The organism is Ignavibacteria bacterium (genome assembly GCA_036262055.1).
Classification (GTDB): Bacteria; Bacteroidota; Ignavibacteria; order Tepidaquicellales; family Tepidaquicellaceae; genus DATAJP01.
In genome coordinates this window covers 175,598-199,702 of record DATAJP010000003.1, presented here as the reverse complement: position 1 = coordinate 199,702, position 24,105 = coordinate 175,598, and the positions used below count along the sequence as shown (strand labels likewise).

The 24,105-nt window shown below is 36.6% G+C and carries 22 protein-coding genes; 3 read left to right on the top strand and 19 right to left on the bottom strand.

Features of this window, described 5'->3' with window-relative positions:
* Positions 1 to 14: 14 nt before the first annotated feature.
* The 14 genes from VHP32_07990 to VHP32_07925 form a co-directional block, all read right to left on the bottom strand.
* Positions 15 to 1,352: a TldD/PmbA family protein gene (locus VHP32_07990; protein HEX2787831.1), complete on the bottom strand. Its 1,338-nt coding sequence runs from the start codon at positions 1,350 to 1,352 to the stop codon at positions 15 to 17.
* A gap of 22 nt (positions 1,353 to 1,374) precedes the next feature.
* Complete coding sequence (locus VHP32_07985; protein ID HEX2787830.1) at positions 1,375 to 2,982, bottom strand: TldD/PmbA family protein; 1,608 nt, start codon at positions 2,980 to 2,982, stop codon at positions 1,375 to 1,377.
* An 8-nt stretch (positions 2,983 to 2,990) separates the two neighbouring features.
* Entirely contained in the window at positions 2,991 to 5,315 is a 2,325-nt protein-coding gene (topA, locus tag VHP32_07980; GenBank protein ID HEX2787829.1) for a type I DNA topoisomerase, read from the bottom strand.
* 32 nt (positions 5,316 to 5,347) lie between these two features.
* Positions 5,348 to 5,803, bottom strand: a complete 456-nt coding sequence (locus tag VHP32_07975; protein HEX2787828.1) for a DUF494 family protein — start codon at positions 5,801 to 5,803, stop codon at positions 5,348 to 5,350.
* Positions 5,803 to 6,264, bottom strand: a complete 462-nt coding sequence (gene ybeY, locus VHP32_07970) for an rRNA maturation RNase YbeY (GenBank protein ID HEX2787827.1) — start codon at positions 6,262 to 6,264, stop codon at positions 5,803 to 5,805. The genes VHP32_07975 and ybeY overlap by 1 nt, the downstream gene beginning before the upstream one ends.
* 12 nt (positions 6,265 to 6,276) lie before the next feature.
* Entirely contained in the window at positions 6,277 to 6,720 is a 444-nt protein-coding gene (locus VHP32_07965; GenBank protein ID HEX2787826.1) for a hypothetical protein, read from the bottom strand.
* Between the two features lie 74 nt (positions 6,721 to 6,794).
* Positions 6,795 to 6,998, bottom strand: coding sequence for a cold shock domain-containing protein (locus VHP32_07960; GenBank protein ID HEX2787825.1), 204 nt, complete (start codon positions 6,996 to 6,998; stop codon positions 6,795 to 6,797).
* A 183-nt stretch (positions 6,999 to 7,181) separates the two neighbouring features.
* A complete protein-coding gene (locus VHP32_07955) occupies positions 7,182 to 7,706 on the bottom strand; it encodes a gamma carbonic anhydrase family protein (GenBank protein HEX2787824.1) in 525 nt (174 codons plus the stop codon).
* A gap of 3 nt (positions 7,707 to 7,709) precedes the next feature.
* Positions 7,710 to 8,261: a ubiquitin-conjugating enzyme E2 gene (locus VHP32_07950; GenBank protein HEX2787823.1), complete on the bottom strand. Its 552-nt coding sequence runs from the start codon at positions 8,259 to 8,261 to the stop codon at positions 7,710 to 7,712.
* An 89-nt stretch (positions 8,262 to 8,350) separates the two neighbouring features.
* The gene (locus tag VHP32_07945; protein HEX2787822.1) at positions 8,351 to 9,340 is read right to left on the bottom strand and encodes a LysM peptidoglycan-binding domain-containing protein; all 990 of its coding nucleotides are present in this window, start codon (positions 9,338 to 9,340) and stop codon (positions 8,351 to 8,353) included.
* Between the two features lie 5 nt (positions 9,341 to 9,345).
* A complete protein-coding gene (locus VHP32_07940) occupies positions 9,346 to 9,546 on the bottom strand; it encodes a (2Fe-2S)-binding protein (protein ID HEX2787821.1) in 201 nt (66 codons plus the stop codon).
* A gap of 83 nt (positions 9,547 to 9,629) precedes the next feature.
* Positions 9,630 to 10,307 (bottom strand): cob(I)yrinic acid a,c-diamide adenosyltransferase, encoded by a 678-nt coding sequence (locus tag VHP32_07935; protein HEX2787820.1) that lies wholly within the window; start codon positions 10,305 to 10,307, stop codon positions 9,630 to 9,632.
* Positions 10,308 to 10,375: 68 nt separating this feature from the next.
* On the bottom strand, positions 10,376 to 10,771 hold the full coding sequence (locus VHP32_07930; protein HEX2787819.1) for a hypothetical protein: 396 nt from the start codon (positions 10,769 to 10,771) through the stop codon (positions 10,376 to 10,378).
* A gap of 31 nt (positions 10,772 to 10,802) precedes the next feature.
* Positions 10,803 to 11,996, bottom strand: coding sequence for an aminotransferase class I/II-fold pyridoxal phosphate-dependent enzyme (locus tag VHP32_07925; GenBank protein HEX2787818.1), 1,194 nt, complete (start codon positions 11,994 to 11,996; stop codon positions 10,803 to 10,805).
* Between the two features lie 134 nt (positions 11,997 to 12,130).
* On the opposite strand from VHP32_07925, the gene VHP32_07920 reads away from it, so the two are divergent.
* Positions 12,131 to 13,120 carry an NAD(P)-dependent oxidoreductase gene (locus VHP32_07920; protein ID HEX2787817.1) on the top strand — a complete coding sequence of 330 codons (990 nt, stop codon included), beginning with the start codon at positions 12,131 to 12,133 and terminating at the stop codon, positions 13,118 to 13,120.
* A gap of 95 nt (positions 13,121 to 13,215) precedes the next feature.
* On the top strand, positions 13,216 to 14,859 hold the full coding sequence (gene argS, locus VHP32_07915; protein ID HEX2787816.1) for an arginine--tRNA ligase: 1,644 nt from the start codon (positions 13,216 to 13,218) through the stop codon (positions 14,857 to 14,859).
* On the opposite strand, the gene VHP32_07910 is transcribed toward argS, so the two are convergent.
* The 5 genes from VHP32_07910 to VHP32_07890 all read right to left on the bottom strand — a co-directional run bounded on the left by VHP32_07910 (position 14,860) and on the right by VHP32_07890 (position 23,277).
* Entirely contained in the window at positions 14,860 to 16,071 is a 1,212-nt protein-coding gene (locus VHP32_07910; protein ID HEX2787815.1) for an MFS transporter, read from the bottom strand.
* Between the two features lie 159 nt (positions 16,072 to 16,230).
* Positions 16,231 to 17,091 (bottom strand): hypothetical protein, encoded by an 861-nt coding sequence (locus tag VHP32_07905; protein HEX2787814.1) that lies wholly within the window; start codon positions 17,089 to 17,091, stop codon positions 16,231 to 16,233.
* 94 nt (positions 17,092 to 17,185) lie between these two features.
* On the bottom strand, positions 17,186 to 17,710 hold the full coding sequence (locus VHP32_07900; GenBank protein HEX2787813.1) for a transposase: 525 nt from the start codon (positions 17,708 to 17,710) through the stop codon (positions 17,186 to 17,188).
* Positions 17,711 to 17,815: 105 nt separating this feature from the next.
* On the bottom strand, positions 17,816 to 18,028 hold the full coding sequence (locus VHP32_07895; GenBank protein ID HEX2787812.1) for a KTSC domain-containing protein: 213 nt from the start codon (positions 18,026 to 18,028) through the stop codon (positions 17,816 to 17,818).
* A 215-nt stretch (positions 18,029 to 18,243) separates the two neighbouring features.
* The gene (locus VHP32_07890; GenBank protein HEX2787811.1) at positions 18,244 to 23,277 is read right to left on the bottom strand and encodes an MG2 domain-containing protein; all 5,034 of its coding nucleotides are present in this window, start codon (positions 23,275 to 23,277) and stop codon (positions 18,244 to 18,246) included.
* Between the two features lie 115 nt (positions 23,278 to 23,392).
* Between VHP32_07890 and VHP32_07885 the strand changes: the two genes are divergently transcribed.
* A complete protein-coding gene (locus VHP32_07885; GenBank protein ID HEX2787810.1) occupies positions 23,393 to 24,094 on the top strand; it encodes a DUF2461 domain-containing protein in 702 nt (233 codons plus the stop codon).
* Positions 24,095 to 24,105: the final 11 nt, after the last annotated feature.

Here is a 24,105-nt window from a genome sequence, read left to right as displayed (position 1 = left end):
TGATTATTACAAATTTAAACTGCGTCTGAAATGGAAGAGAAATTAAATTCTTCAACTTTAATGTCAGGCACCACGATTTTTGCGTTTCCTGTTTCGCTTCCGACAACCTTCTCGGCTTTAGAAACATCAACAACATTTGAAAGCATGTTTGCAGGTGATTCATTGAACCTGAAATTTTTAACAGGATATTTCACTTCCCCGTTTTCGATATAAAAAATTCCATCGCGTGTAAGTCCTGTTAGCAAAATAGTTCTCGGGTCAACACTTCTGATATACCATAAACGAATCACAAGAATCCCCTTGTCAGTCGAAGCGATTAAATCTTCGAGAGATTTATCCGAGCCATTCATTATGATGTTTTCAGGATAAGGCACAACTGGTGAATTCGTCTTTTGCGCCCAGTATCTGCTCGTTGTAAGATTTTTCAAAACACCATTCTCATACCATGAAGTTTTCTGAATCGGAAGTCCTTCTCCATTAAAAGGACTCGAAGGCGCATAAGAAACTGTCGGGTCAGTGTAAATCGTAACTTTATCGCTCAAAATTTTCTGACCGATTTTATTTCCATTTGTCTTATCAGAAAAATAACTTCTGCCTTCATCTGCACTACGTTTGTTCATATATCCGAACAAATTTCCAACCATGTCACATGCAGCCATCTTTTCAAGCACCGCAGTGTATCTGCCGGGTTTTAACTCAATCGGATTGCGCGTTAAGGCAGCCCTATCCATGACTGTTCTTGTTAAATCCTGATATTTAAGTGAAGCTAAGTCTGCATACATTCTTGCAATCTTGCTTGAGCCCGTTCCATCGGGAGTTCTTGATGTTGTAGAAAAATCCAGTTCAGTTTTTTTATGATAAGCAAATAAACCGTTTGATGTTCCGATTGATTCAAAACCTGAGCTTGTTTCATAATATCCTGCGGAAATTAAATCCTTCTGACGTGAATTCTGCAAAACATGCGAAACTGTTTCAGCTCTTTGTTCGGGAGTAGCATTTGCAGTGTCTTCGAAATATTCTTTGACTGTTAAGTAACCGCTTTGAGGTCCAAGAGGAGGCATAAATTCATCGTTAGCAGGGCTTAGCTGGGCAATGTCTTCTGATTTTTTTACACCATCACGAATAACATCGTCATTTAATGATGTAATTGTAACGCTTCCGGATTTTTTTCCGAAGTTTGAAGTAATCGAAGCAGAAATTCTATCCGAAGAACCACAGGTCGTAACAGTGTTAACTGCAAACCTGATATTTTCAGCCAATCCACCATACAGATTCACTGTGGCAGAATCTGCCTTTGAATATGATAAAATCTTTTCTGTAATTCTTTTTGCTTCTTCTTCGGTTAGAAACATTTTAAAAAATTATTGTATAAAATTATGCTTGTTCTTTAGCGTTTAAAATATTTACCTGTCTGAATCTTGCAGGCGAAGAACCATGACTTACGGGAGCGACCTGTCCCGGCTCACCTTTTCCGCAGAAAAAGGAACCGCCGAGTGAATACTCAGACGCATCACAAATTTTATCAAGTGAATTCCACAGATTAACCGTATTGCCCTGGTAAATAACATCTTTCAACATTCCTGCAATTTTTCCGTTTTTGATTTCCCAAAATTCCTGACCGGTAAATTGAAAATTATATCTTTGCATATCAATGCTCCAGCTTCCGTCCCCTTTGATGTAAATTCCATCTTCGGTATCGGCAATCAAATCGTTTAATGAAAGTTTTTCCGTGCCGGGTTTTAATGAAACGTTCGGCATTCTTTGAATCGGGAACGTTCCCCAGCTGTCAGCATAAGCGCATCCGTAAGATTTTTCGTTGTTGATTAATGGAGCAAGCTCACGTGTTGTCTGATAATCAACAAATGTTCCGTCTTTTACAAGATTCCATTCAGTTGTTTTAACGCCGTCATCATCATAACCGCGTGTCGATAAACCATTTCTTTGTGTCTTATCAGCAACCATATTGACAAGGTTAGAACCATACTGAAGTTTGTTCAATTTATCCGTGGTCATAAAACTGGTTCCCGCATAGTTTGCTTCATATCCCAATGCTCTATCAAGCTCAGTTGGATGTCCGCATGACTCATGAATTGTAAGCCACATATTTGTAGGATGCAAAATAATATCGCGTTTCGCGGGAGTAACTGATGGAGCTTTCAGCTTCATCTTAGTATGTTCAACTGCTTCGAGAACATCGGACTCAAAAGGATAATCCTGAATGTATTCATACCCCATTCCAATCGGAACTGTGAAAGTATCTCGCGATTCAAAATCACCGGTTTCTTTATCTATCAATGTAACATCTGTTTTCGTCCATAGTCTATGTAAATCCTGGATAATGTAGGAGCCGATTGATGAAGCAAAATATTTATTTTCATTCACAAACCACATAAACGAATCTACATAGTTTGCGCCGGCTTCTTTTGCAATTTTATTAAGCTTTAACTGGAAGTCTATCTTTTCTGTGACCGGAATATTGAAAGCATTAACTCTGATTGGCGTGTTCCATTCATCAACATAAGACTGCGTCGGCGCAAGAGTAACGGGTTTTATTTGTAAAATCGAATTAGCTTTTGCGATATCACAAGCTTTCTTGACGATTTTAACAATCTCTTCGTTGTTCAAAACCGAGCTTGCTGCAAAACCCCATGTACTGTTGACAAGAACACGAACTCCAAAGCCGAAATCATCGCTATCTGAAATATATTGAACCCTGTCTTCGCGGGTACCGATTCGCTGGTTGCGATTTTTGCAAATACGGATATCAGAATACTCAGCTCCGTTTTTCTTTGCAGTCTCTATTGCGAGGTCTGCAAAGTTTTTATAATCGTTGTTTGAAAATTTTGTATCGGAGAAATTTTGATTGGGCTGTCCGTTAATCAAATAACGGTTTTTGGCTGTTGCGGTTTCTAATAAAGAACCTGCTACAACCGCACCACAGCAGGAGTAAATTGAATTTTTTAAGAAGTCCCTTCTTCTCATATTCAGCATTAAGCTGCTTCTTCCTGTTTTACAGTTTCCTCAATCGGATATTTGGTCTTGCATTGCGGACACTCAAGGAAGTCGCCGTCTTTTTTAGTTGATTTTTTTACGAGATAATTATTTCCACAACTTTTGCAATTCTCGATTACAGGAAGATAATTAGTAATAAAATCACATTCAGGATAATTCGTGCATCCGTAAAATATTCTCTTACCTTTTCCGCCGCGTCTTTGGAGTACTTCACCTTTTCCACACTTAGGACATTTAATTCCCAAAGTTATTGGCTTTATCCCATTACATTTAGGATAATTTGAACACCCGTAAAATTTACCAAATTTTCCGACTTTTACAAGCATATCTGCACCGCACTTATCACATTTTACACCTTCAGCTAACTGCTGATTTTCTTCCTGTTCTTCAGGGAGAGGCATTGAGCATTTGCATTTCGGATATTTCTCACAAGCCATGAACTCACCATTCCTTCCCCACTTTCGAACCATATGCGCGCCTGTCTCGGCTCCGCATTCAGGACAAAGAATATCCGTTTTTTTGATTAAGCTTTTCTTAATATCAGTTGCCTGCTTATCTGCGACTCCTAAATCTTTGCTGAAAGGAATGTAAAAATCATCAAGAACTTCTTTATAAGTTGATTCACCGTTTGCAATAGTATCAAGTTCATCTTCCATCTTTGCAGTAAAGCTGTAATCTATAACATCAGAAAAATATTGGGAAAGAATCTGATTAACAATTATCCCAAGCTTCGTTGCATAAAGCTTTCTTTCAACAAGGTCAACATATTTTCTGTCAATAACGGTTGAAACAATTAACGCAAATGTGCTCGGTCTTCCGATACCAAGCATATCAAGCTGTTTAATCAAGCTGCTCTCAGTATATCTCGGAGGAGGATTTGTGAAATGCTGGTTCTTGCTGATTGATAAATCCTTTATAGTATCTTCTACTTTTAAATCAGCCGGAATTATTGAAAAATCATCTTCTGCCGGTTCAACCTCTTCAGCATCTTCATAAACTTTTAAAAATCCGCTGAACTTCACAACACTGCCTGTTGCTTTAAAGAAGTATTCGGTTTTATTTCCTCTCGGAGATAACGCTTTTATGATAATCGTTCTCTGGTTATAAACCGCTTGTGACATTTGCGAAGCCACAAATCTCTGCCAGATGAGTGTATACAATTTTAATAAATCTTTGTCGAGTTTTTTTAACGACTCAGGAGTTCTGAAAACATCTGTCGGTCTTATAGCCTCGTGCGCGTCCTGTGTTTTCTTGCCTGTATCTTTCTTTGCGGGAGCTTTGCCTTTTAATGAATATTCGTCACCATAATTATCATGTATAAATTTTTTTGCTGATTTTACCGCATCATCACTTATTCTTGTTGAATCGGTTCTCATATATGTAATCAAACCGACATTACCTTCGCCTTTAGTTGTCTCAACACCTTCATAAAGCTTTTGAGCAAGCATCATGGTTCTTTTTGGAGCAAAACCAAGACGTGACGATGCAACTTGCTGAAGAACGCTTGTAGTAAAAGGAGCTGGAGCATTTCTCTTAACTTCTTTTTCCTGTATGTCGGTAATTCTGAACTTATTGCCTTTAAGTTCTTCGATTATCTTATGTGCTGAATCGATATCAGGAATCTTTGGCTCGTCACCATTAAACTTAAGAGTATCGGCATTAATTTTATAAAGCTTTGCATTAAACGGTTTTGGACCGCCTGAAGGTTTTGCAAATAGACCATCGATAGACCAATATTCTTTTGGAACAAAACTTTTAATTTCTTCTTCACGCTCACAGATTAGTTTTAATGCAACAGACTGAACCCTTCCTGCTGATAATCCAAAATAAAATGTCTTCCACAAGAAAGGACTCACTTTATAGCCAAGGATTCTATCCATCACCCTACGCGCCATCTGGGACTCAACAAGATTCTCATTAATATCAAGAGGATTTCTCATTGCTTCCTCCACACCTGATTTGGTTATCTCATTAAACAAAACACGCTTAATGTTCTTATTTATTTTTTTAACTTCATCGGCAATATCTGCTGCAATGGCTTCGCCTTCGCGGTCAGGGTCAGTTGCGATAAATATTGTTTTAGATTTCTTTGCAAGGTCTTTTAAAACTTTAATTACTTTTTCCTTGCCTTCGATTACTTCATAATTCGGCTTGTAATTATCCTCTATGTCAACGCTAATCTTGCTTTTAGGAAGATTTTTTATGTGTCCGACTGTTGCCTCGACAACATAATCGCTTCCTAAATATTTATTTATAGTTTTAGCTTTAGATGGTGATTCTACTATTACTAATGACTTTTCCATTTTTTAGTTTACGGGGTTTTAAAACGAACTTATCAGTTTATTGTATCATTATTTTGCAGCAACATCCTGTTCAATATATCGGAGTTGTCCTGAGCATCAAACAACAATGAAGAGATTATAGATTTGACTTCCGGTATACTTGCTTTGGTGATACCGGTGAGATGTAGTTTTTCTATTATTGATTCAATATCAAAATTATTTATTACGCCAAGCTCCGACATCTGAAGAATATATCCCATAGCTTCCGTAGTAAGAAGATTTTTTTCAAGCTGATGGAAAAATCTTTTTGATTTAGAAGATTCTTCTTCATCTTTAAATATATTTTCAGATTCGTTTAATTTGCTGTTGAGCCATACAAACGCTGTGTTAATCTCCGCGCTTGAATAACCCTTTTTTTCCAAATCTATAATGTCTTTCTCAGTAATCTGCTGCGTATCGTTCATTTGCGTAAGCAAATACTCTATTATTTCTATTACTTTTTCGTACATTAAATATTCAATAATTTTAAATAATAATTTTCTTTCTGTTTCATCTTTCTTTTGGTCAACATCGTTTTATCTTTATATCCGCACACATGCAGTAATCCGTGTATAATAACTCTCATCAGTTCATGCCTGAAATTGACATTATAAATCTTCGAGTTCGATTTAACTGTCTCTGTTGAAATAACCAGCTCGGCAGATTTAGTTCTGTTTTCACGATACTCAAACGTTATAATGTCCGTTTCGTGGTCATGGTTTAAATGATGTTTGTTAAAGAACTTTATTTTATTATCACCGCAAAAGAAGATGCTTAATTCTGTTAATTTCAGCCCTTCTTTATTTTGTAACTCCGATAATGCTAAAATAGTTTTGTTTTTAATAAAATCCTTGAGTTTCTTATCAAAAAACCTCTTTTCGTAGTTATAGCTGACATCAATTTCGTAATCGTCGCTGATTCTGACAATCATTTTTTAATTCTATTACTCGGGAATTTCTTCTGATACGGAAAGTGCAACCGCCGATAAAAGTTTTTCCGAATTTAATTCTGCAAAATCTTTTGAAAGAATATCCTTATTCACATTTGAATACAAAGCGCAGTCGCCTTTTCTGGAAACAATTAATCCGGAAAGCTTAGTTTCTGTTTCGGAAATAAAAATTATTTCCTCAAGCATTTGACTGATTATGATTCTTTTGCAGTTCTGAAGCTGTAAGTGGCAGTTATTGGTATAAACGGAGATTAAATAATTATCCTCATCATTTGTATTGGCGGAATTATCCGTAAACATTTCGAGATGAATTCTGAAATTCGTCTGCTCGTTTTTTATATCTAAAATGATTGAATTTTCAGCGCTTTTAAATGAGGTATCGAATAATTTCTCTATTCCGGCTATTATGTCTTTATTTCTTCCGTTTATTATGCTCAAATTGACTATGTACCCTTCTCTACTAAAGTAAAAAAACCCCGGTAAAAGGTAACCGGGGTTAAAGATGTTAAAACTTAAACTGCTTTAACATTCGCTGCCTTCATTCCCTTGCCATCTTCAATTAATTCATATTCGACTTCAGAACCGTCTTCGAGAGTCTTGAAAGATTTCTCGTTAGCGATTGCTGAATAATGAACGAATATGTCTTTTCCTTCTTCTCCAACAATAAATCCAAATCCTTTTTTAGCATCGAACCATTTGACTTTACCTTTCGGCATTGTCACCTCCTAATTTAAAATACCAGTATATTGAGCATACTTAACACAGACTAAAAGAGCTTAACTTTATGCCTAATTTACCGGTGTAAATCTGTGTTAATGTAAAAATAGATATATAAAATTGCATTGTCAATTTATATACACAAGCAGATGAATATAAATTTCTAATAAACTTTGACTTATTTAAGGGTTAAAAGTGTCCTCTTTTTGATACATTTCAACATACATCATATAGTTCTTTGCACTCTGCTGAATCATTTCAATCTCATCCTGTTTGAGGTCTCTAATTATTTTTCCGGGCACACCGGCTATCAGAACCCCTTCAGGAACCTCAAAACCTTGCTTAATCAACGTTCCTGCTCCGATGAGGACATTTGAATTAACCACACACTTATCAAGCAAAATTGCGCCCATCCCGATTAAAACTTTATCCTTTACAGTACATCCATGAACAATAGCATTGTGGCCGATTGTTACGTCTGCTCCTATTACAAGCGGGTACTTTTTATAAGTAACATGAAGCGTCGAGTTATCCTGAAGGTTTGTTCTTGCTCCAACTCTTATGTAATTTACGTCACCTCGAATGACAGTATTGAACCAAACACTGACATTTTCTTCAAGAACAACATCACCGATTATATGCGAACCCTCGCACATAAAAACCGAGTCGTGAATCTTAGGATATATGCCTTTATATGGCGCTATCATATATTATTTAAATTCAATATTTATTTCTTCCTTATCAGCATTATCAATATTTATATCCAACTCACCTATTCTTAAATCTTTCTGGTCAGTAGGAAAATATTTGGTATGCTCTCTTGCCCATTTTGCGGCAACCCCATTGAGCGGACTGGTAACGTTATAATTTTTATACTGAAGCATTTCACCTATCTGATAAATTATATCAACAAGCGTCTCACCGGGAGCCCAAAAATCACCTATGCAAATATCATGAGGCGATGCCATTCTGAAATTCGGATGAAAAATCGGAGTCAGCAAAAAACATTGTGGTTTTACTCTCGGATAATCAAGATGCAGATAAATTTCAATCTTATGCTGTGAAATATATCTCAATACTTTTTTCTCTTTAGTCGAGCCGTCCTCAAGCTTTATTCCGCGAACATCTTTGAATGTAACAAAATATCTTTCCGGCACTGCTCCGTTATTATCTTCAACTTCTAATTTTATGTACGGGTGATTCTTGAATTCGGTAATAAGCTTTTCGTAATCTGAATTTAATCTTCTTTTTCTTGGTGTCATAAATATTCTCGTATGTCATTCTGAGCGTAGCGAAGAATCCCCTTACTTTAATACTGGGATTCCCGCCTTCGCGGGAATGACTTCGTTTTTTATTTTAAAACAGGAATCTTTAACTTCATTCCTTTAACAACCTGGTTAGGGTCGGATAAATTATTAAAACTTAATATATCAATATATTTGCTCGAATCATTCAAAAAAAAATATGCTATTCCTTTAATGTTGTCATTATCTTTAACTGTATAATCAATTGAACCGGCATTATCTAACTGACCTTCGATAATATGGTCTTCGAGCTTCTGGTTCAAATATTTATAATCTGATTTCAATTTTTCGGTTTCAAGCGTATTAACCGCAAGGTTCTCAATATTGCTCTTAATCGAGTATACCTGATAAATTAAAAAGGATAGAATTGCAAAGTTAATTATCAGCAATAAAATGGTAATATTATTTATGTTCTTTGGCTTCACTTCAATCTGTTTTTCGAGCTCATTTAAATCATTTCCTGTTTTTCGCTCAGCTGATTTTTCATTATTCATTACTAATTCTTCATTATTAATTACATAAAATCCTTTTGCTTTTTCAATTTTGTCGCCGTTCCAGAAGAAAAATCCACGCTGAGTTATGGTCGGGTCAAAAACATATGCAACCATGAACTCCAAATTAAAAAAATTCTTTTGAATAAAAACATCATAATCGGATAGAAAAACAGAATGTCCGGGATGAGAATGATACCAGCCGAGAATTATCTCATCAGGAAATTTATTTTCAAGCTCGTTGTTTATTTGCTCCCAGGTCTGATAAGTAAAAGTCAAACGCGAAACGGAGGAATTCGTAAAGCCTGCCTTAATGAAATTTTTTATTATTATAAAGGATTCACCTGAGTGCAATTTGCAGTTATATCCGGTAAGGACTCCGCCAAGTTCGTTGTTTTTATCCGATGATAAATGATGTTCAATTCCTGATAAAGCAGCCTGTTCTATGTATATCTTTATATGCCCGTTATCAGGAATACTTCCAGTTAATTCAGCTGAAGGCAGCGAATTAAAATATTTTATCTTCGAAGTATCTTTTAACTGCATAGTAATCAGGAAAGCTCCACTGCAAAAATTGTTTTACCGGTTTCAATCATTTTTTTTATGTAAGGAAGACATAGTTTACAATTGCCCGCTACCATTTTATACTGCTGAAGTTGCTCCAAAGTTTTGAAATCATTTACTTTCATAATTTCCTTCATCTCTTCAAATGAAGTATCGTAACAAATGCATTTTGTTATTTTATATTCCAATTTTGTATGGACTGACTAAAATATTCGATTTAAAATTTTCAATTCTTTGGATTCCCGCCTTCGCGGGAATGACAGAAGGTTGCTTAAAACTCAATCCCTTCACGTGCAGGAATTCCCGCATCGAAGTAATGTTTCACTTTTCTCATTTCAGTAACAAGGTCGGCTTTTTCTTCGAGACCTTCCCACAATTTATGCCCGGTCATTACTAATTCAAATTTTTTATTTTTTTTGTATAAATCAATAAGTTCGTCAACATCTTTTTTATCAAGCAGATGATAATCAACCGCAGCAATTGCTTCATCTAAAATGAGCAAATCAATTCCGCCTTTTTCAATTAAATCTTTTGCAATACCCACCCCTCTCTGTGCTTCTTTAAAATCCTCCTCCTGATTTTTGAAACGGAACGTTCCATCCGCGTTCATTCGCTCGCATCCTGTCGGGTAAATATCAATCGGATAACCAAGTTCTTTAAGTTTTCTCAAAATAATTCTTTCTGCGTAATGCTCTTTATCAGGATTATGACCTTTATCAAATTGTACAATTGCAACTTTCTTCCCTGCGCCAAGTGCACGCATTGTTAAGCCCATAGTTGCAGTAGTTTTGCCCTTCCCGTAACCATAATAAATATGAAAACAATTCTTCTCCTCATCAGTCAGCTTTTTATAATTCTCGATTGTTTCAAGAATTTTTTTATTAAATTTCTTGCCTCCTGTCTTTTGAAGCTCTTCTATTTTTTTATCTGTATTTTCGGGTTTAACCATTTCTTTAAAACGAAAAAGGGAATAATCTTCTTATAAGATATTCCCTTTTTCTCAAAATTTATATTTATTTATTTTCCGCTTTGCCCGGTATAATCGCTTCTTTCAAATAAAACTTCCTCAGTCAGGGGATTATAATATTTTTGGATTAACATTTTTTTGATGGTTCCGGCATCATCATAAGTCAGAATAAAATCAGAAGAAGATATTTTGTCAATTGCTACCTTCTTTGAGGTCGAAACAAGCGGATAAATTTGTGTAATTAAATATGTTTCCAAATCCGCATCATCTTCATGCAAAAAATCATTTGTTAAGACCGCTCCAAACATCTCGTCTTTTTCAAGTTCTGCAGTATCAAGGTCATCACTTTGTGATTCCGTATTTGAGCTTGTATTTGTATTTTGATTATCTTTTGAACAAGCAGTAATTAAGGCACTACAAAAAAATAGTATAAATATATATTTCATTATCAGAAGTTTTTAGCTATAACACTAAATATTACTTAATAACTCCCAATTCTTTTCCGATGTCGCCAAAAAGTTCAAGAATTCTGTCAAGATGTTTGTCTTCATGCGTCGCCATATATGAAGTTCTTAACATTGCCATATTTGCAGGCACACCAGGAGATATGAACGCATTGACGAACACACCTGCATCAAAAAGCTTTCTCCAGAACTGGAACACAAGTAAATCATCGCCAAGAATCACCGGAACAATTGCGCACTCACCGTCGATAATTTTGAATCCCATTTTCTTAAAACCGTCCCGCATTTTCTGAGCATTATTAAGAAGCCTGTCAATTCTTTGCGGTTCAGCAATTAATATATCGAGCGCTGCATCTGCCGCCGCTGCTGAGGCGGGAGTGGGTGATGCAGAGAAAATCAATGCCGGAGAATGATGCTTAATGTAATTAATCACATCTCTTTCACCCGCTACAAATCCTCCAAGCGAAGCAAAAGTTTTTGAGAATGTTCCCATAATCATATCAACCTGGTCACCAAGCCCGTAATGCGAAGCAGTTCCTCTTCCACCCTTGCCGATGACGCCGGTTGAATGCGCATCATCAATCAAAATTCTTGCATTATATTTTTTTGCAATCTCAACAAGTCTCGGCAAGTGAACTATCTCTCCGGTTGTTGAAAAAACTCCATCTGATACTACAAGCTTTGCGGCATCAAGAGGAAGCGAACTCATAATCTTTTCTAATGAGTCCATGTCATTATGTTCATAACGTTTGAAATCAGCAAAGGCACCTTTTGCCATTAAATTTGCAGCAACAATACATGCGTGATTATCTTTATCTGAAACTACATATTCACCTCTTTGAACAAGCGTCGGGATTATACCCTGAGCTGTCTGATATCCTGTTGAAAACAACAACACTCTTTCTTTGCCAAAAAAGTCTGCAAACTTTTCTTCAAGCTTGTTGTGCAAATCCAGTGTTCCGGTTAAATAACGTGAACCTGAGCAGCCCGTTCCATACATTTCAATTGCTTTTATTGCAGCTTCTTTCACCTTCGGATGCGCAGTCAAACCAAGATAATTGTTTGAGCCTGCCATAATGATTTTCCTTCCTTCTATCATTACTTCCGGTCCCTCGTTAGCTTCGATTGCTCTGAAATAAGGATAAAAACCCGCTGCTTTGACTTCGTCTGCACGTTTAAAATTATAACACTTCTGAAATAAATCCATTAATTATAAGTAGTTAATTGTTAATATTAGGATAATGTTGAAAAATTTCGAAATAGAAAATACGAATATTAATTTATAACTTCTATGATATTTTTCGAATACAACGCCAAAATTCGGATACAATCTAAGGAATTATGAAAGCATTTATAACAGGAGCAACGGGTTTTGTGGGCAGTCACCTTGCCGATAGACTCTTAAAAGAAGGTTTTGAAGTATATTGTTTGAAGCGTTCGACCTCGTCAGTGAAATGGCTCGAAGGCAAGAACGTTCACTATGTTGACGGTGATTTATTTTCGAATGAAGCGCTTGAAAAAGTAATAAAAGACATGGATTATGTTTTCCATGTTGCGGGAGTTGTAAAAGCAAAAACAAGCGAAGGTTTCGAGCGCGGAAATTACCTCGCAACAAAAAACCTGCTTGATATAACATATAAAGTTAATCCGAAGATAAAAAAATTCGTTCATATCTCTTCTCTTGCGGCATGCGGTCCGACCCCTACAGAAAAACCGTTGACAGAAGATGCTCCGTGCCATCCAATAACGACATACGGTGTTACAAAGCGTCATGCTGAAGAAGCTGTTTTGAATTATAAGGATAAAATGAATGTTTGTATTATAAGACCTCCTGCAGTTTTTGGTCCGAGAGATACCGAGATTCTTGTTTATTTCCAGGCGTTTCAAAAAGGTCTTAACAGTGTGATTGGTTTCGGTGAAAAATATCTGAGTTTGGTTTATGTAGAGGAACTTGTAGATGGAATTTATTTAGCTGCAATAAACGATGCTGCAAACGGACAGATTTATTTTATCTGCATGGATAAAGCATATAACTGGGATGAAATCGGAAGCTTAACATCTAAAATACTTGGAAGAAAAGCTTTCAAAGTTGCACTGCCTCATGCGGTTGTGTTTACCGTTGGTTATATTGCGCAATTCTTTGCAAAGTTTCAAAAAAATGCAGCAACATTGAACGTTGAGAAATGCAAAGACATAACACAAACTCGATGGGTTTGTTCAAATGAAAAAGCAAAACTCGAACTTGGTTATAAACAAAAATTATCACTCGAAGAAGCATTTAAAAAAACCGTGGATTGGTACAAACAAGAAGGCTGGCTAAAGAACAATTAGCAATATGTAATTAGTAATGAGTAATAAATAATTTAATGAATAAATTTGAAGTCATTCCCGCGCAGGCGGGAATCCCAGGATAGGTACAATTTTTAATGACCGAAATAATAAAATATCTTACGAATTTATTAACGGAATATCTTAATAAAACCGGTTCGGATTCAAAAGTCATTTTTGATAAGCCAAAAGATGAAAAACACGGAGACCTCACGACCAATATTGCACTTGTTGCGTCGAAGCAATTAAACAAAAAACCGCGCGACTTAGCGAATGAAATTATTTCGAATATAACTTTTGATGAAAAATTTATTTCAAAAGTTGAAATCGCGGGACCCGGATTTATAAATTTTTTTGTTTCGGATTTTTATTATCGTGAAGTTCTTGGTGAAATAATAGTAAGCGGAAATGATTTCGGAAAGACAAAAGACAACTCAGGCAAAAAAGCAAATCTTGAATGGGTAAGCGCAAACCCCACAAAGCCGCTCCACGCAGGACACGGCAGACAAATTGCTCTTGGCAAAGCTATTGCAAATCTTCTTGAATGGACGGGATATCAAGTAACTCGCGAGTATTACTACAACGACGCAGGCAACCAGATGCAAAAGCTTGCGGAGTCTGTTTATGCACGCTACATGCAGATGATTGACCGAAGCTTCCCTTTCCCTGAAGACGGTTACCAGGGCGAGTACATAAAAAATATTGCGCAGTTAATTTACAGCCAGAGAAAAGATTCTTTAAAAGATTCTAAGGATTTAGAATTTTTCAAAACCGCAGGAGAAAATTTTAATTTCAAAGTTATTCGAAATACTTTAAACAAACTCGGGATAAACCACGATGTATTTTTCAATGAAACCGAATTATATAAAAACGGAGACATCGAAAAGCTTCTTGCATTATTTAAAGAGAAAGAAATGTCTTATGAAAATGACGGCGCGGTATGGCTAAAAATGAATCAGGCAGAAGGTTTTGATAAAGATAAAGTAATTGTTAAAAATACCGGAGAGCCGACTTACCGTTTGCCGGACATGGCATATCATATAAATAAACTCGAACGCGGGTTTGATTTAATCATTGACATCTTTGGTTCTGACCATGGCGACACATATAAAGAAGTCCTATACGGTGTGCGTTCAGCAGGATATAATACAGATAAAATCCACGTCATCATTCACCAGATGGTCACGTTTAAAATGGGAGATGAGTCCGTTAAAATGAGCGGGCGAAGCGATACTTCATATTATCTCGATGAGCTTATAAACGACATCGGTGTTGATGCTACGCAATTCTTCTTTGTGATGCGGGGAGCAAACACGCATCTCGATTTTGACATTAAGCTTGCAAAAGAGCACTCGGAAAAAAATCCTGTATATTATTTACAGTATGCTCACGCACGTATCTGCGGAATTTTGCGAAATGCTGAAACAAATTTTCCCGATATTTTGTGTGCTGATTCCGAACCGGCTCTCTTAACTGCTCCCGAAGAAATGCGTTTATTAAAGACACTTGCTGACTTCCCTGAAGAAGTTCAGGATGCCACAAGAACTTATGAACCGCATAAGATTATTACTTACCTAAATAAAGTCGCAAGTGACTTTCACTTGTTTTATCACAACAACCGTGTGCTTGATGCCGAAAATCCAAAACTTTCTGCCGCTCGCTTGAAGCTTTGCATGGCAACACAGCAGGTTTTGAAAAATGGTTTTAGCATTATCGGAATTTCCGCCCCTGAAAGAATGTAATTATTGCTCTTCGGCGGGTTCTATATACTTTCCATCTACCTTGAAGCTCTGACCACGGAACGTAATCAATAAATACGCCGCTACAATTATTGCGCCTGCTCCTGCATAAGCAAACATTACAGGTGCCCCGAACGAAGTCCAGATTAATCCCGCGATGGTGCTTGAGAGCAAAAGACAAACGCTATTGAATCCTGTGAAAAATCCCAAAGCAGTTGCAATTTTTGTATGCACAATGCTTGCAATCCACGCCTTGGAGACGCTTTCGTTTAATGAAGCATACAGTCCGTAGAGCAAGAATAATCCGTAAATGACATAAAGCGAAGGCGAAGTTGACATAACGCCGTAAACGATTGCAAAAATAATCAGTCCGATGACATAACTTTTCTTGAAACCGATTTTATCGGCAATTGCTCCCATCGGATATGACGTTGCAGCAAACACAACATTATAAAAAATATAAACCATAAGCACATCCTGGTCGGAGTTTGTGATGTTCTTAATCATCAGCAGCAAAAACAAATCAGAGCTGTTTATTACTCCGAAAGCAAGGAACCCGATGACGGCTTTTTTATAATCCGGCGAAGCTTCCTTCCAATATTTTACAAAAGTAAAAAAACCGGGAATACTTTTTTTAACTTTATGCTCCGATTTTTTTTCTTTAACAAATAAGGTCAATAAAAATCCGACAAGCGACGGAGCGAAGGCAACTAAAAAAATTGTCTGGTAGCTTACATCATAGAATGTCAGCAGCAGCAAAGAAATCAGAGGACCAATCACTGCTCCGGTCGTGTCCATTCCTTTATGAAATCCGAAAATTCTTCCTTTGGTCTGAGCAGTTGCCTGGTCGGATAAAATTGCATCACGGGCTGAAGTGCGGATTCCTTTTCCAAACCTGTCAAAAAATCTCGCAAGGAAAATCCACAGCGGATAAATGCTGAGAGCCAGCATTGGTTTTGAAAGTGTGCTTAAAAAATATCCGCTTGAAACAAACGGCTTGCGAGTGTTATACTTATCCGATAAGTATCCGAAATATCCCTTGCTAAGCCCCGCTGTTGCTTCGGCAAATCCTTCAAGCAGTCCGATAAGAAATGCCGTGAAGCCAATGCTCTTAAGAAAAATCGGCATAATTGGAATAAGCATCTCGCTTGATATGTCATTGAACAAACTGACAAATCCCAAAATCCAGACAGTCTTTGAAATTATTTTTTTCAAATTTTCAAAAGATTAAACCACAGATTGACACAAATTAGCACAAATTATTTGAAAGTTGGAGGTAAGAAGCTGAGCGTAGCGAAGTTCCGACTTGTCGGGATGAAAGAACAAAAATTCCCCTCTCGAGAGGGGTGCTGCGAAGCAGCGGGGTGTGTAAAATTATTTATATTTTATCGGATAATAATCTCGCATATAACTTATAAACTGCTCCTGACGTTTTTCCGTATCTTTCAAAATCACTTCAAGTATTTTATTTTTATCCGGACAATTATTGTGTTTTAAAAACCACGCCTCGGCAAGATAAAAAACATTATTGATGTAGGCATTGTAAAAAACATTTTCAACTGCACGCCAGTAATATGAGTAAAACTCTTCCATCGTTGGACTAAGCGGAGAATTTTTGCAGATGTCGTCTTCGGGACTCATCTCTTTATGGTTTTGCATAATATTCTGATAATTTTCATTCGAAAGCATATCATAAAATTCATCGCTCATATACGGCACAAGCTCAAGCTGTCCGTTGTATTTCACATGATAAATATTCCAAAGTCCAAGCACAGCGGGAGATTCTTTCTCGATGATTTCAAGAATCATGTTAACCGAATCTATCGCCTGCATGTTCAGATTCTGAATTTCATAAAGCGGCAGGTAGCTTTTTGTTTTGTCGATGATGTAACCGTTGCCGAAAAGAAAATAGGGCGACATACCGACATATCCGTTTAAAATCAACTCATCGCTTCCATCACCGTTAATGTCAATCAATCTGTACTCCTGCAGATATTGAAACCCCGTTTTCTCTTCATCCTTTTTTATTTCATCCATCATATTTTCATAAAGCACCTTGCCGTCAGACTGATTAACAATCTTCACTTTCGTATCAGTCACAAACCCATCTTTCGATTTCACTTCCGTGAATTCATAAACTACATCACCGTAAGAGATGGATTTGGTGGGTTGGGCGAAGGAAAGAGAATAAATTAATAATAACAAATTTGTAAAAGTCAGAATAATAACTTTCATATTGATTTTTATTTATTTTGCTAATAAACAGACCATAAAATCTAACCGTGTCTATTCCATCAAACCAAAATCATCATCGCCGTTGTTGGTGTTTTCACCAACAACCGTCATAATTCATATAGTTTTCTAAAATTCCAAACTCATCTGTTCCTTCGAGATAATATTTTGTTGAAGCATATTTATACAAATGCGATTCTTCAGCTAAATTCCATTTTGGCATTAAAGGATTTTTATGAATATAATTGATTTTTTGTTCTGTTATTTCTTTAGAGATTAATTCAATAGACAAAGGATTTCGTTCCCAAATTTGATATTTCCTATCTTTAGCATCCACATAAAATTCATTTAACAAATCAACATTTGTTTTCTCTAAATCAAATTTAATCATTTGAGAGGTGTATTTTAAAAAATCACGTTGAATGTCCGAATAATTTAATTCATTTTTAATTTTCCATATTAAATGAATATGATTCGGCATTATGACAAACGCATATATTTTTATTTTATTGTTCTCAACAAGATATTTTAAGCTGCTAATAATTATATTTTTATATTTATCAAGTGTGAGCAATGGTTTCCATTCAAGAATTGTAGCAGTGAAAAATACAAGATTGTTCATTTACTTTAAGAAAATTGGTTGTTGGTGAAAACACCAACAACGGCGTAAACTATATTTATTTCACAAACTTATAAAAATCATTATTTACTTAAAATACGAATTTCGTTATTCCATCTTCCTATACTCAAACTTACCTTTGATTTCTTTATTCAGATATGCGCCGATGGAGCTGGCGGTGAGGAGGTCGAGGTAAATTTTTTCGGGGACTTTGAAATATTGATAAACATCGCCATCGATGAATTTTACTTCGAGAGTTTTCGTTGCTTCGTCATAGCCGATTGAACGAACGCTTGTGGAATTGACGTGCTGTCGTTTCATAAAACATAAAATATAAAATGTAAAACAAAATTCGACTTATTGTCATTCCAGCGAAAGTTGGAATCCAGGTTAGGTGACCTGAAGACTGGATCCCGGATCAAGTCCCGGATGACAAGTCCTCTTTGCGACATCGTCGTCCCTTTGGGAGAGGAGGATTTAGGAGGAGGACATCACTTAAATCCTCCCCCTGTTTCCCCCTCCAAAGGGGGATAAAACTACTTGTCAGATATATTCATCCTCATTGTCGGGGAGTTGCCGTTGACTTCGGGATAATACATAAGCGCTCCCACAGAAGGATTGACGTTATACTGTCCCGGTATCTGCGCGCGCATTATGTATGAGAACTCATAATGGTCTCCGTAAAGATACGTCGCGAAGAAAGTAACTTTGTTATCGCGGATGTCCTTGTCGGCATACCACCATCTCCAGTAAGGATAATCATAAACAACTCCGTAATCTTCCTCATCTTCGATGTTATAAGCCCAGTCGTCGGTGATGACTTCGCATCCCGCAGGAATCGGGTCTTCGAGCATGAAGTAAGAAAGATTATTTTCTTTTGTATAAACGCGGAGCTTCACGAGAAGCATATCTCCCGATTTTATATTGCCGTCGTAAGGATACTTTCTGTAGACAATATTGTTGCCTTTGTATGATTCATATTGCTTAATGACATAATACTCACGCTCGACTCTGAAACCGTTTTCCATCGCGCTGACGTTGTTTGAATTGACATAATAATTCACCGTTCCCGAAAAATAAACTTTTCCTGTTCCTGATTTTTCAATGCGGATAACATTATTGTTCATCTGCAAAGCAGTGTAATCAACTTCGATGATTTCATCTTTTTTAAAAACATCGTCGCGGGTCATCTGCTTTGACATATATTCTTTTTCATTCACAAAAACTTTTATGGTATAATCAGGATTGAGCTCATCTGAAGTTTTTAAATAATCAACCATTGAGTAAACAATGAATGCGGTCTCCTGAGTATTTCTCCATGCAAAACCCATTCTTTGCATCATAAGCCAGCGGACGATTTTATTTTTCAAATCCGCATGCATGTTTGTTTTCACAAGCGCGCTGAGAGCCATTGCTGTAGTCTGAACTTTATCATCCTGCCAGTTATAATGAAACGACTTACCTTCCCAGTAAGCTGCGCCTTCGCCTGAATATTTAACGTCCTTCACTAAATCAGCCACCACATCATTTGCCTGCTGAGTATCACCGATTTCATTGAGAGTTAAGATTATCAAGCTCTTTGCATAATCATTCAAATCTTCTTTTTGTAAAAGCTTTATGTATTCACGAATAAGTGTATTAGAATTTTTATCCGCAAGAGCAAGAGAATACAGAACATATGCGCGTGTTGTTGACTCAAGGTTTTCACCTTTCAATTGAGACTTCATTGCTTTAACGCCATTGTTCAAAACACCATTCTTAATGGTATATCCCGCAGATTGCGCAGTTGTCATTCCGTAAACAACATAAGCGGTCATGAACGGATTAGTGCCGTCATTTGTCCACCAACCCCATCCGCCATCCGAATGCTGGAATCCATATAAGCGGTTCAATCCTGCTTCGACCATCTTAGGCAAATCCTTCTGTGTTGCCGCGCTGATTGGCGCATCAAGCTCTCTGAAAGCTCTCGCAACTACAACAGTCGGCAAAAATCTGCTCATAGTCTGCTCGACACATCCATAAGGATAACCTGCAAGCTCATCGAGCGCAGTCAAAATCGTGGAAGCAAGCGATGGTGAAACCGTGAACTTCAAGCTTGCTGACTGCAAGTTGCTCGTAATCGGTATTTCAAAATTTTTTGTTTCGTTTTTGTAAGCATCATCAAAATCAGCAATCAAACTGTTTGTCATCTTCAGACCCGTCGGTTCCAAAGGAACTTTAAGCTCAACCGCATCAGATTCTTCATCGGTTAAAGCTTCAACATAAAGCTTTGCATCACCTGTTACACCTGTTACATTGATATTCCAATCTAATCTGACTTCACCGTTTGATGGAATCGTAATCGTCTGCTCTGTTGCATTCATTGGCTGAACGTTATCCGCTGTAAATTTCACCTTTGCTCTTTTTTCTGAACTCAAATAATTATGCACGATTGTCGAAATCGTCACGTTATCATTTTGCTGTAAAAATCTTGGAGTTTCCATTCTCACAAGCAAATCTTTTCTTGTGATAACAGTCTTTACATTTTGTCCAACCTTTGAATCTTCAGTAATAACTCGCGAAGTAATTCTCCACTCGGTTAAGTTATCAGGATACTGAACCTCGACAGTTGTATATCCGTTGTCATCAGTCATTTGTGAAGGTGACCAGAGAATTGCATCTCTGAAATCAGAACGAACCTCAGCAGTTTGGTAATCATCTTTTTCACCATTCTTTTTAGATTTAGGGGCATTCATTTTTTCTTCAGAAACTACTCCTTCTGTAAGAGCAACTATATCAGATGTTCTTCCTCCGCGAAAATTAAATGCACCTGTTTGTTCAAGTGATTTCTGCTGTTCAAGCTCATTCAAACTCTCATCTGTATATAAAATAAAATTCTTTGTTTCTCCTTTTGAAAGCATAAGCTCACGAACGTCTTCGTTCTTTTCTTTACCCGTGTATATAGAAATTGAATACTTCCCGGCAGGAAGCTTGAACTCAAATTCTCCGCTGTCATTTGTAATTGCTGCTTGATATTCATCGTCAATAATAATTATTGCACCGGGAACAATCTTGCTATCCCTGTCAAGCAATCGGCCAGTAACCGTTGCAAGCTCGCTTTCTTTTATTGAATGAATGTTGAAGCGTTCAAATATTGTCAGCAAGCGGGAATATGCATAAGTATAATTTCCGCTTTCATAAGAAGAAGACACATAAACATATTTCGGTCCGTAGAAAAATTTACGGATGTCTTTCGTAGTTTCTTCTTTTATTGCATAAATGCTCTCGTCTATTATACCAAGCGATACTTCAGCGTTTCTGACAGGCATTCCGGTATAGTCTAGCACACGAACTTTCAGCTCACCTTTTTCTTTCGGTTTATATATCAGCTTCGACGGGTCGATTTCAACTGTTAAGAACTTTTGCTCCTGAATTACCATCAGCATTTTTTGCACATCATACATAGTTCCATCTTTTATATAAGCCGCTTTGACATAAAAATTTGAAGAAAATTTTTCGGTAACGGGAATTAAAACTTCTTTCGAAGTTCCATAAAATTTTTCCGTTGCATAATAAAGTATGTTATCGCTTTCAGCTGTCATTAAGACAGTTGCATCCGGAGTCGGGGTAATCACAACTGCTTTCACAGTATCGCCAACCTTATAGCTATCCTTGTCAGTCATAATCAGCACGCCGCTGTTATCATCCCACCAGCTCATGCTTTCTTTATAAACCGAGAAGTTAGTCGAACCGGTTATTTTGTTTCCGCGTTCATCGGTTGATTGAATTTCAGCAATGTAATATCCTTCTGCATCATAAGGAAGCTTGTAAGTCACGGTTCCCTCTCCCTCGCTTAAAGTTTTTCCGTTAAGCGATGCGACAAAATCTTTTTTGTATTCGTTATCTTTATAATAACTGAAATCATACTTGTATATGCTTATCAAAAAATCGGTAGATACCGGCTTGTCTGAAAAATCCATTGTGCGCACTGTGATGGTAACGTCATCATTCGGTTTATATAAATATTTATTTGCATTTGCCGTGATGAAAAACTTTCCGCGCGTTACAAGCACCGTTCCTATGCCGTCAATTTCACGACGTGATTTATCAACAACCTTTGCCTGAATTATGTATCTGTAATCAGTCTCATCACTCCATCCATACCACCACCAGTCACGTCCGTTATTATCGTTTTTAAAATCTTCTTTTATGTTGTAATAAATAGTCATCTCGCCGTATTCATTCAAAGATCCTTTGCCGGAATAAATCATTTCGGAATTGTTATACATTGAATTCTCATCCTGATTTTCATAATAATCTGCATACCACCATGCATACTCACTGTAGCTCCACCACGGTTTGTAATATCTTTGCTTAAAAATATTATACTCAACTTCAGCGTTTGCAACTGGGCTGCCGAAATAATAATCTGCTTTAATTTTTGCTTCGATTGTCTCGCTGTTTAGATATTGCGTATTCTCAGGAGTAACGGTTACTTTATATTCGGGCTTTTTGTATTGCTCGACGGAAAATGTCTGTGAGTATGTATTGCCTTCACCTATTTCAAAATAAATCGTATATGTTCCGAGAGGTGCTTCTTTTTCGATTTTATAACTTCCATTAACACTTCCCATTGCATCACTTCTTAATACTTCCTTATACACTTCAGCATTTCGTGAGTCTTTTATCTTTACCGTTATATCCTGATTTCCAACTGCCGAATACTGGAAGTTGCTCATCGTTCTTATGATACCTTTGAAGTCAACTTGCGAGTCGGTTCTATAAACCGGTTGATTTGTATAAATATAAACCGAATATTTGCTTTCGCCGTAGCCAAAATATAAATAGGAATCGGAGATAACCACATCATCGCCGTGCTGACCGATAATTAACGCAGCAATTTGATTATTGAAGTCACTGTTAATATTCGAAACTTGTTGAATATCGAAAGTCTGGTAAGCCGTTCCGAAATTTGTAACTCCTGAACCGACTTTGTTCATACCGAGATAAAAATTTAAACTTACGTCATTCACCGGCTCACCCGATTGTTTCTGAACGACATATCCGAGCATAGAACCGGTTCCCGCTTTGGAAAGAATGCCTAAAGATGTAATTACAAATCCAATGTATGCGACTTTATTTTTGTTTGTAATCCGTGCTATGTATGCTCCTTTTTCAAGACCGCTTATATCAATCACATCATTCATATATGCATACCCGTATTCATTTTTTTGTCTGATAGTTTTATCGAATGACCGGACTTCTTCGGTAAGATATAAAAGATTAGTGCTATCAGCTCCGAGAACATCAAGACTTCCGCGAGATAATTGTTTTGAATAAAACTCATCAAGATTTTTTATTTTCAGAACCTGAACTTTAAATGTGTATCTTCTTGCTGATTTATTTGAGTAATCATAAGAAGAGATGTTTATTGATACTTTATCACCGGGGTTATAATAATGATTGGCGGAAAGATTAAAATTTATGTCTGTAGTTTGCGCCTGCGTTAAATGAGGTGTTATTAAAAGAATTGAGGTCAGAAAAAGAAACAGTATTCCCTGTGCAAGTTTACATAGCTTATCCGTTTCCATAATGGGGAGTTTTAAGTTAGTAAAATTTTTTCTATAATGAAATAAATTACTTATTTTAGTTTTATAGTATTGCTATTTTTAAATAGTTCCCGATTTTGTCTAAAAAAATATACACATGCTTGACGAGTTAATAAAACCGCCCTTTCTTGGATTTTCACCTGAAGCAATAAAATTCTTTAAAGCGCTATCGAATAAACGGAATAACAATAAAAAATGGTTTGATAAGCATCGTGAAGAATACGAGGTCTATATAAAACAGCCGATGAAAGACCTCATAGATGCTCTTGCAGTGGAAATTAAAAAAATAGATAAAGATATTGTAGTTAATTATAAGTCGATATTTAGAATCAATCGCGACATACGCTTTACCAAAGATAAGACCCCATATAAAAATTATGCATCGGCAGCATTTGCATTCAATAAGGTGAAATCGTCCGAAATTCCTCAGTTTTATTTTCATTTTACACCCGATGAATTTCTCGTCGCAGGAGGACAATACAGCACTGACCTTAATAATTTAAAGAAAATCAGAAGTTATATCTTTAAAAACTATAAACAGTATTTAAAGGTTATAGATAATAAAGAGATAAAAAAAGAATATGGAGAGGTGCTTGGAATAAAAGCTGTTAAAACTCCACGAGGATATGAAAATATTACTGATAAACGTTTGCAGGAAATTCTGAAAATGACACAGTTTTATATTGAGAAGCAGTATGAAGTAGATGTTATTTATGATGCGTCAATTGTTGAATTAATAGTTCACCACCTTAAGTTGATGAGAGATTTTATAAAATTTTTAGATGACGCAATAAAATAGTATTTTTGTCA

Excerpts from the sequence above, each read along its gene's own strand:
- VHP32_07990 (HEX2787831.1), bottom strand. The coding sequence starts at position 1,352 with ATGTTTCTAACCGAAGAAGAAGCAAAAAGAATTACAGAAAAGATTTTA.
- VHP32_07985 (HEX2787830.1), bottom strand. The coding sequence starts at position 2,982 with ATGAGAAGAAGGGACTTCTTAAAAAATTCAATTTACTCCTGCTGTGGT.
- topA (HEX2787829.1), bottom strand. The coding sequence starts at position 5,315 with ATGGAAAAGTCATTAGTAATAGTAGAATCACCATCTAAAGCTAAAACT.
- VHP32_07975 (HEX2787828.1), bottom strand. The coding sequence starts at position 5,803 with ATGTACGAAAAAGTAATAGAAATAATAGAGTATTTGCTTACGCAAATG.
- ybeY (HEX2787827.1), bottom strand. The coding sequence starts at position 6,264 with ATGATTGTCAGAATCAGCGACGATTACGAAATTGATGTCAGCTATAAC.
- VHP32_07960 (HEX2787825.1), bottom strand. The coding sequence starts at position 6,998 with ATGCCGAAAGGTAAAGTCAAATGGTTCGATGCTAAAAAAGGATTTGGA.
- VHP32_07955 (HEX2787824.1), bottom strand. The coding sequence starts at position 7,706 with ATGATAGCGCCATATAAAGGCATATATCCTAAGATTCACGACTCGGTT.
- VHP32_07950 (HEX2787823.1), bottom strand. The coding sequence starts at position 8,261 with ATGACACCAAGAAAAAGAAGATTAAATTCAGATTACGAAAAGCTTATT.
- VHP32_07945 (HEX2787822.1), bottom strand. The coding sequence starts at position 9,340 with ATGCAGTTAAAAGATACTTCGAAGATAAAATATTTTAATTCGCTGCCT.
- VHP32_07935 (HEX2787820.1), bottom strand. The coding sequence starts at position 10,307 with ATGGTTAAACCCGAAAATACAGATAAAAAAATAGAAGAGCTTCAAAAG.
- VHP32_07930 (HEX2787819.1), bottom strand. The coding sequence starts at position 10,771 with ATGAAATATATATTTATACTATTTTTTTGTAGTGCCTTAATTACTGCT.
- VHP32_07925 (HEX2787818.1), bottom strand. The coding sequence starts at position 11,996 with ATGGATTTATTTCAGAAGTGTTATAATTTTAAACGTGCAGACGAAGTC.
- VHP32_07920 (HEX2787817.1), top strand. The coding sequence starts at position 12,131 with ATGAAAGCATTTATAACAGGAGCAACGGGTTTTGTGGGCAGTCACCTT.
- argS (HEX2787816.1), top strand. The coding sequence starts at position 13,216 with ATGACCGAAATAATAAAATATCTTACGAATTTATTAACGGAATATCTT.
- VHP32_07905 (HEX2787814.1), bottom strand. The coding sequence starts at position 17,091 with ATGAAAGTTATTATTCTGACTTTTACAAATTTGTTATTATTAATTTAT.
- VHP32_07900 (HEX2787813.1), bottom strand. The coding sequence starts at position 17,710 with ATGAACAATCTTGTATTTTTCACTGCTACAATTCTTGAATGGAAACCA.
- VHP32_07895 (HEX2787812.1), bottom strand. The coding sequence starts at position 18,028 with ATGAAACGACAGCACGTCAATTCCACAAGCGTTCGTTCAATCGGCTAT.
- VHP32_07890 (HEX2787811.1), bottom strand. The coding sequence starts at position 23,277 with ATGGAAACGGATAAGCTATGTAAACTTGCACAGGGAATACTGTTTCTT.
- VHP32_07885 (HEX2787810.1), top strand. The coding sequence starts at position 23,393 with ATGCTTGACGAGTTAATAAAACCGCCCTTTCTTGGATTTTCACCTGAA.